Below are 12,975 nucleotides of genomic sequence, written 5' to 3'. Positions count from 1 at the left end.
GCTTATTATTGCACCGTGCTTTTTTTTCGAATACTGCCAATTATCCATAAAAGTAATGGAATCCCAATAAGATTAATGGGAAATATCACGGCTAGCCAAAACTTCGCATAATTCATGGAGTCATTCGTGTTTTGCGGCAGCAGGGAAATAACAAACACAATAGGCGCTATCAACCAAATGGCATGTTGCCATTTTTTTAAATGAAATATTTGTGCAGCACCATAACTGGTTATGAATGTATAGAGAGAGAGCTTAATGAAAATGCCAATGATCCATAAGAGAACAGCCAAAACATCAACATTCTGGATAAAATCCATGACAGAAATATAGGACATAGCGGAATAAAGGGGATATATAAAATTAGCCGGTAAATTTGGACCAAAGACCAGAATTACAACTAATACCATTCCCAGAACGGCGATGGAAGCGGCTGCAACTCCCAATAAGGATGAGATCATTGCTCGTTTAGGCTTCGACATAAAGGCAATTAACATAACCACTATAAAAGATTCTCCTAGAAAGGAGGCAGGTGTAAAACTTGCTTTCACAATTGGGATAATTCCAGAGTTCGCGTATACCGGCAGTATGTTCAACCAGTCCCAATCCTTCATACTAAATAGAAGGATGAGTATAAAACCTAAAGCACTAATAGGACCGATGATCTCACCACAACGACCGATACTTCTAAGCCCTCCGCTATAGGTAACATAGACGATGGCACTTAACATGATGAAAATAACAATCCAGAGAGGTGTTGAGCTAAATAAGGCAAGATAGACAAAATCCGCATATTCTCTGAGTATGATTCCGGTAACGGATAGCCACATCACAAAGTATAGTAGCAGTATGATTTTTCCTAACCATTTCCCAAGTATCGTTTGCGTGTATTGAATAAAGGTTTGCTCGGGGTAGAGGAGGCTAAGTTTGACAGCAACGAATGTCGTAAATAAGCAAATTAACATGGCGAAAATCATTGAAATCCAAGCATCTTGTTTGGCAAGAAATACGGGATTGGAAATCGTGAAAAGTGCAGTCATTCCAAATTCCATCGAGAAAATCAGCCAAAATAGTTGATATCCGGAGATTTTCATTTCTTAATCTCACTTTCTTTTAATTGAAGTGATGGACCAACTAAACCGATATATTTGAGCGTGATATGTACACTTACATTGACTTCTATGTCTGGAAAAATAGTATCCCATTGTCCTTTTAATTGTTTCCATTTGCGGGGATGCTGACGATTCAAAGTTTGATTAAAACCAAATACATCTGTACCAAATTGTTTTTGAACTTTCGTAATCATATCTCGTACATGCTCGCTCGTTTTCATATTGATTGTATGCTGAACAAGCATCAGATTGTGCTGCTGGCTAAGATCCAAATTCGTTGTGTTCTCGCCAACATGTCCAACGCCAGTAAGCTCTATATCCAACTTCACCTTGTTATTCGGTAATATACTGCTCTTAACTTTACTGCCGAATTTGGTAAGAATGACCCCGACTTCCCCATTTGCTTCGGGGATAGCTTCCACTAAGTCAAAATAAGAGATTCGTCTGCGAATCCACTGCCGATAAGCGCCTTCGACAAAATTCAAATAACCAACTAGTTTATAATCGTGGCTAAAGATAGCCCGTCCATAAAATCGAATCGTTCTTTGTGGTGAAGTTCCCTGTACGATGTCTACCACAGGCAAAGTAGGATAGCTACCTTCGGTACTTGCGGCCATCATAAAATCGAGATACGAGGTACCGGTCGTACCTCCAATTGCTTTATGTATTTTAACAGAAGCCACAGATGGAATTTTCTCAAGCGGGTAGGGTACTTGCAACGCTTCAAAGCCTGTACTTCCTTTGACCACCCAAATGTCTAATCGAATGCGATTACCTGGATCGCGAGAAAATGCATCCAACATGTCTTTGATGCCGTTTTTCGCGAGATCCTCACCGATGTAATAATTGTGTCGATGCCCTCGAGTAATGATTCGAGAAAGTTTTTGCCGCGTTTTTTGGATAGATTCAATCGTACTTTTTCCACTGCCAGACTCAATAAAATAAGGTTTATCGCCACCGCTCCCGTTAGTGGAGCCTGAACCTATTCGGGAAGGGACTATGAATTGACCTGCTGTTAAATATGTACCATCTTTATTAAGATCTGCAGATGCGGCAAGATCGAACGCTCTGTCTGAAAGCTCATTTCGGTCCCAACACCCTGTTGTGAGAGGGATGAAAAGCAGTAAAATAATGCGCCTTGTGAGGTGAACGTTCATTTCACTTCATCTCCTTGGTTCCCTTTTCTTCGCTGACCTTTGCGAAATCGCATGTTAGTTGTAGTTGAATTTGACAGGGGTAACGTATTCATACTCCATCTTGGTGCGCGAATTAATACATCTTTTAATTCGCTTTTCGTTAGTGGCGCTATTGGACTTAGATAGGGGATGCCGAATGACTCGAGATTGGTAAGGTGAATAAGCAGGAAGACAGACGCCATGGTCACACCGTACAGTCCTAGGATGCCTGAAGAAATGAGCATAGGAAAGCGAAGCATTCTGAACGGCATTCCCATACTGTATCTAGGGGTAATTAGAGATGCAATGCCGGTAAGAGAAACAACAATGACCATCGGAGCCGAAACAATCCCTGCCTGTACGGCTGCTTGTCCTATTACTAGAGCACCCACGATACTAACTGCGGAACCAACTGGTCTCGGCATTCGAATACCTGCTTCGCGTAAACCTTCAAATAGAAATTCCATCAACAAAGCCTCAATGACAGCAGGAAAGGGCACTCCTTCTCGAGCGGAAGTAATACTGAGCAAGAAATTAGTGGGTAACAATTGAGGATGGAATGTTGTGATGGCTACATAAATAGAAGGTAAGAACATCGAAGTGATAATCAATAGCATGCGTACCCAACGGATGAGAGTTGCATATATAAATCGCTCGTAATAGTCATCGGCAGATTGAAATGCGTTCCATAATGTACAGGGAACAATGAGTACAAATGGGGTACCATCAATGAAAATGGCAACTTTTCTTTCTGCTAGACAGGCTGCTACAATATCAGGGCGTTCGGTGTTCTGCACTTGTGGGAATAAGGTGAAAGGGTGGTCTTCAATAAATTCCTCAATAAAATTCCCGCCAAGCACGGTATCGATTTCAATTTGAGCAATACGTTTACGAACTTCTTCAATAATGGATTCAAGCGCAATACCCTCTATGTAAGCAATAACAATCGTGGTCTTGGAAAGATTGCCAATAGTCATGGATTCCATTTTTAACTTGGGGCTTTGAATTTTTCTGCGAAGAAGGGTTGTATTCACAGAAAGGGTTTCTGTAAAGCCTTCTCGAGGTCCACGAAGAGTAGTCTCCCCCGTGGGCTCTTCAATGGCACGCTTCTCAAATCCTGCCAGCTCTGCAATAACAGCTGTGTCTATTCCTTCTGACAGGATGATTACACTTGCGGTTAAAATGCCCTGAACAATATCGACCATTGTATTCGTCGTTTTTGTTTTGGCAATGGAAACCAGCTGTTGTTCAAGTATCCAATCTACTGGATTCAGTTTCTCTAATCCTGGTGGCGGACTTTCTAGCATCCAAGGTTTTAACAAATTGCTATCTAGCGATTTGGTATCCACCAAACCATCCAAATAAACGAACAACACATGGACTTTCCCGAATATTTGTATATGTCGAAACACAATATCATAACAATTGGCAAATAGTTGTCGGATGTTGTGTTCATTCATCTCTAAAGATTTACTTATGGATTCATTTAGCGCATGTTCAGGAGATGTAGGGGTTAAGTTTGAGTTAAGTACAGTAGATATGGCACTCCATCTCCTTAAGAACGATTGCATCACAATGGACAGGGGATTAGTCACCCTATCATCAGTATCTTCTCTCAAATGATATTGGATTATGCATATTATGGAAAAGGTGCATTAGCGTAGCGACCTGAAGCCAGCTCGGAGTTCTGAAGAGAATAGTTCTGGCTGTTCCCAGGCTGCAAAATGTCCACCCTTGTCGAGCTTGTTGTAATAGATCAGATTAGGATAGGCCATTTTACTCCAACTGAGTGGGGCTTGATATAGTTCATATGGGAACACACTCACAGCTACGGGAATAGTGACTCCTTTGGCAGCAAAGAAAGAGAGCTTGTTTTCCCAAAACAAACGTGCAGAAGAAATCGCAGTTTGGGTCAGCCAGTACAGCGTGATGTTATCAAGAACATCGTCTCGAGAAAGTCCACCGGGATGTCCGTTAAAGGCTTGTGTAATCAACTCCAAGCTACATGCATCATGATCAAGCATGAAAGCAGCCAAACCAACAGGAGAGTCTACCAATCCAGTCAGTGTCTGCGGTCGAGTACCCATAATTTTGGCATAGCCGATGTGCTTATACACGAAACTTAATTGCATGCATGCACGCATTTCTTCGTCGGATAGATTTGAAGGAAGCGGGGTGCCAGCTTGGAGTGCGTTATCAATAGCGGGGGGAACTGCTCCAGGCATATTCGTGTGCATGCCAATCAGCCCAGGTGGTGACAGTAATGCCAACATGTCGGTAACAATCGCTCCCCAGTCGCCGCCTTGTGCCACATACTTCGTGTAACCAAGTCGCTTCATAAGTACTGCCCAGGCGCGTGCAATTCGGACAGTGTCCCAACCTGTCGTAGCAGGCTTGCCAGAAAACCCGTAGCCGGGCAACGACGGTATAACCAAATGGAAAGCGTCCGATGCATTCGCACCATAAGCGGTAGGATTCGTTAGAGGATCAACAATCTTCAACATTTCGATGATCGAACCAGGCCATCCATGTGTGATGATGAGCGGCAAAGCATCTTCGTGCTTCGAACGAATATGCATGAAATGAATGTCCAGACCGTCGATGTGTGTAAAGAATTGCGGCAAGGAGTTTAACTTTGCCTCACACTTGCGCCAATCGTAACCTGTTGTCCAATAGTGGGCGAGTCTTTGAATAGTTGAAAGCTGCACACCCTGAGAGGCATCTGCGACCGTTTCCTTCTCAGGCCATTTTGCCGCGTTTACGCGACATCGTAATTGAGCAAGCTCGCTTTCCGAATAATGTACATGAAATGGACCTCGAATGGCGTCTTTGGCCACAGTATGTTCAAAACTGAGTAATCCTGTCTTATTTGGTGTCATGTTGTACTCCCTTTGAATCAATTTGGATAACCGAGATGAACTGTGAGAACTGTGAGAACTGTGTCTAACACCATATTCATGCTATATTCTAATCGTGCCTAGGTTTGTAGAAGGTGATTCATTAGATATAAGCAGGAAAAGCGTTTCTCTTTATCGAACAAGTTGAGTGAAAATGGGGGGAGAACCATATGAAAATAACAGTTATTGGTAGATGGGGCGCTTATCCAAAGCGAGGAGAGGCAACCGCAGGCTTTCTTGTAGAAGTAGGAAATCATAAAATCTTGCTTGATTGTGGCAGTGGTGTATTGTCCGTCTTACAAAATGGTATTGAACTTCATGAACTAACGACTGTTTTTATTTCACATAATCATTTTGACCACATGGCAGACTTAGGTGCTCTACAGTATGCTTGTTTAATTGATATGGATTTAAAACAACGCGAAACACCCTTGCCTTTATTCATTGCGAAGGATGCGAAAGACGAATGGACAATTCCTGTACTGAATGGAACAATCGAACATGAAATTAACCAAGACACTGTCGTATCACTTGAGAATGGCTTGACATTGACATTCTTTCAAACCGATCATGATGTTTATTGCTTAGGCGTGAAATTATCATATGAGGGCAAAAGTCTGGTGTATACAGCGGATACACGATACGATGAATCACTTGTTCCTTACCTGAAAGATGCGGATCTCCTTATTACAGAAGCCTCATTCTATGCCAACTTCGACGCCGCTCGGTATGGTCATATGACGTCAACTGAAGCTGGGTTGCTAGCATCGAAAGCAGGAGTAAAGAAATTGCTTCTAACACACTTGCCACATTTCGGGGATATTCAGTTATTAAAGGAAGAGGCGGCATTGATGTTTCAGGGAGAAGTCATTTTAGCTGAATGCGGCTTACAAGTGGTTCTATAAAATAAGGAGGATACGCATGTTAAATATGAATCAAATTTATCTCATTACAGACCTACCTGGTTATCCCCCACAAATAAGTCGTCTACTGTCGATGATGAACTATGTCAGGCATACAACGCTTGAGTCCGTGAAAAATCTTACCGTACATGAGTTAGATTATCTTCTGGATGAGGAGAGTAATTCAATTGGCGCTTTATTACTGCATTTCGCAGCAGTTGAATATGCGTATCAGTTGGAAACTTTTGATAAAAGAGAATTGAACGACGAAGACATGGCAATATGGGGTCCCGCTGTGAATCTAGGTGCAGAAGGGCGAGAAAAGATTAAAGGAAATGATCTGGCCTACTATGTAGATAGGTTAAATGAAATTAGAAATCGTACATACGAATTATTCAAAACGGTGGATGACGAATGGTTATACCAAGAAGAAGAGTTCTGGTACAGGAAACAAGCGAATCATTATTTTATGTGGTTTCATGTGTTTGAAGATGAAATCAATCACAGAGGCCAGATTAATTTGATCAAGAAAAGAGTGAAGGTGTAGGAAAAGAACCGTCAGGGTATATCCCTGACGGTTCTTTTCTTTTCTAATAGCATATGGAACGAACTCAAATCCAAGTTTGTCAAAAAAGTGCCATTTGAAAGTCAAATCACTCCTCTATGAATAGAAGATCATATCCTTAATAATTAAAATCAAAAGAAGAACATACTGGCAAGGGGTTAGTCCCAACCATTTGATGAGTCGAAAATTGAAATTTGGGTCTTCGGAAAGACCAATAGACAAATTTATGAAGAAAGGTGTGAAAGAATGAGAAAGTTGTTAAGTATATGGCTGGTTTTTGTTCTATTCCTTGGTTTTATCCCTGTTTTCTCGGATACTGTGTCAGCGGCTGAAACGGAGATTATCAATGGAGGATTTGAGAACGGCTTGATAGGATGGACACAGACGGTTGGATCAACGGGTGTTTCGGTTAGCGCTGAACAGAAATTCTCGGGCACTAATAGTTTAAAAGTTGTAGATGCAAGCGCCGGCACAACCGTGGCCGTGGAGAGTACAAGGTTGGATGCCATACCTGGGAATTTCTACACGGTAACCGGTCAAGTATATCTGGCATCCGGTACGACGACAGTCAATCTCCGATTCTATGATGGCGCGAATAATGTGATTGGAACTCCTCCTATGGCCTATGTGTTTACCCCGATCGGCGCATGGACGGGCATTAACATTGCGGCGGATGCCCCAGCCAATGCGATGAAGTGGAGCATTTATTTGAACACAGGAAATTCAAATACAGGGACGAGCTATTACGACGAAATCAGAGTGTATGAAAGCGCTCCAGCCGTTCTGCCCTTTCACGATACGTTTGACAATGCTTCTGTCGGATCGATGCCAAATGCATACACGGCTTACGGAGAAGGGGATGTAACAGTAACGGATATGCCAGGAGGAGGGAACCGTAGTTTAACACTTCATGACCAGCAAGGGTCAAATGCGGGTGTTGTTGCAACTCGTACTTTTCAGCCGGTTACAAACGGAAGTTATGAATTCGAGACTAGGTTTCGCTATGTATCTGATTCGCCACTGACGAACCAGGTGCTGGCTGCTAACCTGAAAGTGATGGGGAAAACCGCAGCAGGCGTGTTGCAGCCAGCAGCTCAGCTCCGGATTGTGAAGGCCGGCCCGGCCAAAGTGGTAAGTGCCACAGCCTTTAATGACATTCCGAACGGGAATGGGCCTCTGGCTTCGGATAAATGGTATACGGTTCGTTTTGCCATTGATCTGGATAACAAGAAATATGATACCTATATGACGAGTGATTTCATTCAGGCAGGAACGTATATTAAACCGCCGGCGGTAAGAGTTGATGCGAATTCGGCAGTTATTAAAGATCAGACATTTTCGACAAACGGGCTTGTCAGCTTGAATAATTTCACGTTGGAGACGGTAGAAAATACAGGAACAATTGATATCGATTATGTGAAGATGGACCGTAAGTTCAGCGGATTAGTAAGAGACAATACAGGGGCCGTAATCTCAGGTGCGAATGTGAGTTTGTATCATACAGGCGATACCGGTTTCCTCAACGCAATTGCCACTGCTAGTACGGGAACGAATGGAAAATATTTATTTGAAAATACCATTGGAAGCGGCAGTTACGTGCTACGGGCAATAAAACCAGGGTACTTAACGGTGAGCAACCCGATTGTGGTTTCGGCATCAGCTATTGGAAATACGGAACTAACTATGTTAATTGATTCCGGGTATGTGGTGCTTCCAGTTAACGGAAATGTGGTACTGGATGGGGTCGGATCCCCGATTTCCGGGGTCGATGTGAAATTGTACGATGCAACCGATACAGGCTTTCTTAACCCGATCGCCAGCAGCGTTACGGGCGTGAATGGCAGCTACACATTTAACGCTATTACAAGCGGTAGTTATGTGTTGCGAGCGGTAAAAACCGGACTTATTACGGTGACGAAGCCTCTTACGGTTTCTACTTCCGGTGTTGGAAATGCAGTTCTGACGATGTCTGAAGATCCTGAAGTCAAGTGGTATACAATCGGCGGCAAATTGTTTGAGGCCAGTTCCAAGGCTCCCATAGCTGGGGCAGTTGTGAAATTATTTGGTGATGCTGATCTTACCTTTACAACGGTGCTAGGTACGGCTACGACGTCGGCTGATGGTTCGTTTACCATACAACCTCAGGTGTTTAACGGTCGATACAGGTTGAAAGCGGAGCGGACGGGCTACATTCCGACAACCTCTCCAGTTGCTGTATGGCAGTCGGATAAGACGGATGAAGTGATCGCAATGCCGGTGAAAGAAACGGTATCACTAGAAGCGATGCCCAAGCCGCCGGAGGACGTACATCCCCGTTTGTACCTGAGAGAATCGGATATCCAAGGGATTAAGGACAAGATGACGGATCCCCTTTTCCAAAAAGTATGGGATCAAGTCATCAGTAAGAGCGAGGCAGGTTCCTATACGGCGAAGAGCAGCGGCACAACCCAGGAGCTTGAAACCTATGAGTTGCCGAGTGTACAGCAGGCCCGCTATGTGCGAATCGTTGGCAGAGGAACCAGTCAAGGTGTGTGGAATTCCATACTGGAAACGAAGATATATGGACAGAAGCAAGCTGGCGTATTTACAAGCCTACCCATTCAAAATGTGCAGTGGAGCGCAGCGAATGGCAGCGACTATGACGGAACGAAATCGATTGATGGAAATATGACAACCTATTGGACAGCAGAAGGTTCAGGCGTATGGTTAAAGTATGATTTAGGTTCCTTACAATACATTCATGCCGTTGCCTTGGCTTGGTTTAGAGGAAACGTACGCAACGCGTACTTTGACATTGATGTATCGGCAGATGGTGAACAATGGACTCGTGTCGATCTAGGTATGGGACCGGCTAATGTGGGTCAACTGCCGTCGGTTGGACCTAACTATAACAAAAGTATTCGTGAGGCCATCGAGGCTTCTGCATTGCGATATGTGTTATTAGGAGACGTGCAGCAGGGGAATAAAGCGATCTCCATCATGAAGAACTTTCTGAATTCGATTATCTTCACAAGCCCTGAGCAATATAATCAAATCGGAAGTACGATCAACGCGATTGCCATCGTATATGATTGGTGTTACGATCTGCTGTCCGACGGGGATCGAAAGGCGTTCAGAGATAAGATAAAGGCTATGGCGGAATATTCGGAAATTGGATATACGAATTTGATAACGAATGCCGTGGAAGGTCATCCCAGCGAGAGTATGGTGATGAAAGACCTGTTTGCGGCTGGCGTCGCGGTTTATGACGAGGATCCCGAAATTTACAATAAAGCTGCAGAACCGATTTTCAACAAATATGCTCCCGTACGCAATTTCTGGTATGAATCGGGCATGCATCATCAAGGTGACTCCTACGGTATGCAAGGGAGATATGAACCGGAGCTGTATTCGCAGATCATTATGCGCCGTATGGGACATGAGGATATCTTTTCAGAAAAGCAAGGGGAAGTTCTGATGAGAGCTATCTACACTCGCCGGCCGGATGGACAACTGCTGCGTGATGGGGATTCGTATCAAGATCTCTATACGCTTCCGAATACAACTTGGAAATATCTGAGTCAATCGATGCTTGCAGCCTCTCAGTATGAAAACCCTTATATTCGGGATATGTTCCTCAAAGAATATGTGCCGGGAACGATTGATTCAGTGATGGAGATGCTGCTTCTACCGGCAAATATCGTGAGTCGTCCGGTTGATGAATTGCCGCTTACCAAATACTTCGGCTCGCCGATGGGATCCATGGTGGCGCGTACCGGATGGGATAACCCGGTCGCTATTAACAAAAATTCGCCATCCGTCGTTGCAGAGATGAAAATGGGCGGTTATTGGTTCGGAAATCATCAGCATTTGGATATGGGCAGCTTTCAGCTGTATTATCAGGGGGCTCTTGCGGTGGACAGCGGTATGTATAGAGGTGTTCTAACGCCTGGTTCTCAAGTTACGCAAGATTATATGAGTGCTCATGATCGCAATTATTATAAAAGAACCATTGCTCACAATTCAATGCTCGTGTACGATCCATCTGAAATTCCCGCATATCGGGGACAATTACTGGATAATGACGGCGGGCAACGCTGGGGGAATAGTACCTATGCTGAAGCCAGGTCGCTTGATGATCTCGTGAGCAAGGACTACAACAGAGCGAAAGTAACGGGGCAAGAGTATGGAGCAGATCCCCTTACACCTGAGTACAGCTACATCAAAGGAGATTTGACTCAGGCCTACTCAGATAAAGTAAAGCAATTTGAGCGCTCGATGATGTTTCTCAATTTGAAAGACAGCACGCACCCGGCCGCTATGGTTGTCTTCGATAAAGTGGTATCGGCAGACAGCAATTTTAATAAATATTGGCTGCTTCACAGTATGGAGAAGCCTGTAGTGAATGGCTCAATTGCGACCATAACAACGAATGCAGGCGGTTATTCTGGCAAGCTGGTCAACGAAACACTGCTGCCTTTGGATCCTTCAGTGAAAGCGGTTGGCGAACACGATTATAACTTTGTAGGGTTTGGCAAGAACTATGACCAATGGCCTTATGTGGCTACAGGTCAGCCGGCAGGGCAGGATACGACTGAGCAAGGGGCATATCGGGTCGAGGTTACACCGAAAATCAAAGCGGAAACGGACTATTTCCTCAATGTTATGCAGGTGATGGATAGCGGAGAAACAGTGACGTTGCCTAGCCAGCGGTTAGATTCAGAACTGATGACTGGCGCGCAGATTGCAGACCGTGCGGTCTGGTTCAGTAAAAGCGGCAAACGTTTAAATGAAACGGTGACACTGTCTACATACGGCTCGCAATCGGAGATGTTGGTGACAGTGGCTGATTTACAACAGGGGACATGGCGTATTTTGAAAGCCGGGCAATCCGATCAGTTTGGTGAAGTAAGCGATGAAGGCGGAGTGTTGGCCTTTCGTGCACCAGCGGGCAGCTATACGCTCACACCAATGGGCATGATCGACAATGTGGCTCCTGCAACAAGAGCTATTATCTATGGAGATGTAGGAGCAGGGACTTTTAACAATCATGCTGTAACGGTAAATTTCGAGGCAACCGACCGGATTTCAGGCGTTAAGAAAACGGAATATCGCTTGAATGGCGGTGCTTGGACTACGGTGACAGATTCTGTTTATTTGAGCAGCAATGGCATTCAGACGCTTGAATACCGCTCCGAGGATCATGCGGGACATGTCGAGCCCGCCAAGCAGGCTGTCATTGCGGTTGATACGGTTAAACCAACAATTGCATGGAGTGGAGTCACCGAGGACGGCGTTTACGGCAACGTTACCCCTGTAGCTGTGGCATCTGATACATTAAGCGGCATTGCCAGTGTAACCTACAAGTTGGATGGAGCAGCGTGGACTGCGGGAGGAACCATCAACGGATCAGGCAACCATAAGCTGGAAGCCACGGCTACGGATCAAGCCGGGAACAAGACGATTTCGACCGTGAAGTTTTCCATTATTTCAGGTCTAACGGCTACTGCCACTTTATCGTCTGCTGGTCCTATAAAACCTGGCGATTCTTTCTCGATTAAGCTGGGTGTTCAAAATGTATCCAATGTTTCCGCTCTTGACATAACAATCCAATATGATGAAAACGTTTTCGATTATGAAGGCGCTGATAATAACCGTTCAGGATCTGTCATTGCGAATTGGGAACATGACACCGGAGCGGGAACTGTCCGATATATCATTGCCAATTCGGGTTCTTATGGTGTTATTAATGGTGAAGCATCCATATTTCAAATGAATTTCAGTGCGAAAGCGGGATTGCCTGACGGCAGCGGCATCATATCTGTCATTAGAGCAGTTTCTGCGGAAGGCACTGGTCAAGAAACAGCCATAGGCCATTCTTTGCAGACGATAACCATTCTGAATGCAGTTTCGAAAGAAGCTCTGCTTGCAGTGATTGCAACTGCTGCGTCCTTCCACGATAGCGCGGTTGAAGGTATAGAAAATGGTCAGTTTTTTCCAGGAAATTTAGATCCTATAAAAGTGGTACTCCAAGCGGCGATTACGGCAGCACAAGCAGTAGCGGATAATGCTGCTGCAACTCAAGCTGTGGTCAATCAAGCTGTTACCGATTTGGAAGCGGGAATTGCAGCTTTCGAAAGCGGCAAAATTACAGCGGGCACCGGAAACCTGGTTGGTGGATCAGAATCAGGCATAACAATAGGCGATGTTGCTAAGGTGGCATACAATCTGGGAATTGACAACACAAGTTCGACATGGAGTGAGCTGAGAGCTGCGGATGTAAATAGAAACGGTACAATCGACTTGATCGACCTTGCTTTTGTGGCGACGCGAATCAATTAGATAGGC

At 44.5% G+C, this 12,975-nt stretch carries 7 protein-coding genes; 3 read left to right on the top strand and 4 right to left on the bottom strand.

Features of this window, described 5'->3' with window-relative positions; all coding sequences use genetic code 11:
• Positions 1-5: 5 nt before the first annotated feature.
• The 4 genes from HQN88_RS04725 to HQN88_RS04710 form a co-directional block, all read right to left on the bottom strand.
• Entirely contained in the window at positions 6-1,091 is a 1,086-nt protein-coding gene (locus HQN88_RS04725; RefSeq protein ID WP_173109084.1) for a GerAB/ArcD/ProY family transporter, read from the bottom strand.
• Positions 1,088-2,266, bottom strand: a complete 1,179-nt coding sequence (locus HQN88_RS04720; protein WP_173109083.1) for a Ger(x)C family spore germination protein — start codon at positions 2,264-2,266, stop codon at positions 1,088-1,090. Before HQN88_RS04720 ends, HQN88_RS04725 begins: the two co-directional genes overlap by 4 nt.
• The gene (locus HQN88_RS04715) at positions 2,263-3,744 is read right to left on the bottom strand and encodes a spore germination protein (protein WP_246320045.1); all 1,482 of its coding nucleotides are present in this window, start codon (positions 3,742-3,744) and stop codon (positions 2,263-2,265) included. The genes HQN88_RS04720 and HQN88_RS04715 overlap by 4 nt, the downstream gene beginning before the upstream one ends.
• Before the next feature lie 195 nt (positions 3,745-3,939).
• Positions 3,940-5,163, bottom strand: a complete 1,224-nt coding sequence (locus HQN88_RS04710; RefSeq protein WP_173109082.1) for an epoxide hydrolase family protein — start codon at positions 5,161-5,163, stop codon at positions 3,940-3,942.
• A 188-nt stretch (positions 5,164-5,351) separates the two neighbouring features.
• Between HQN88_RS04710 and HQN88_RS04705 the strand changes: the two genes are divergently transcribed.
• The 3 genes from HQN88_RS04705 (at position 5,352) to hepB (ending at position 12,969) form a co-directional block, all read left to right on the top strand.
• Entirely contained in the window at positions 5,352-6,086 is a 735-nt protein-coding gene (locus tag HQN88_RS04705; protein WP_173109081.1) for an MBL fold metallo-hydrolase, read from the top strand.
• A gap of 16 nt (positions 6,087-6,102) precedes the next feature.
• Complete coding sequence (locus HQN88_RS04700; protein ID WP_420794198.1) at positions 6,103-6,630, top strand: DinB family protein; 528 nt, start codon at positions 6,103-6,105, stop codon at positions 6,628-6,630.
• Between the two features lie 264 nt (positions 6,631-6,894).
• Entirely contained in the window at positions 6,895-12,969 is a 6,075-nt protein-coding gene (hepB, locus tag HQN88_RS04695) for a heparin/heparin-sulfate lyase HepB (protein ID WP_173109080.1), read from the top strand.
• Positions 12,970-12,975: the final 6 nt, after the last annotated feature.

It is taken from the genome of Paenibacillus qinlingensis, from assembly GCF_013204845.1.
Classification (GTDB): Bacteria; Bacillota; Bacilli; order Paenibacillales; family NBRC-103111; genus Paenibacillus_E; species Paenibacillus_E qinlingensis.
Note: the sequence above shows the minus strand (reverse complement) of the source record. Positions and strands in the feature narration are given on the sequence as shown.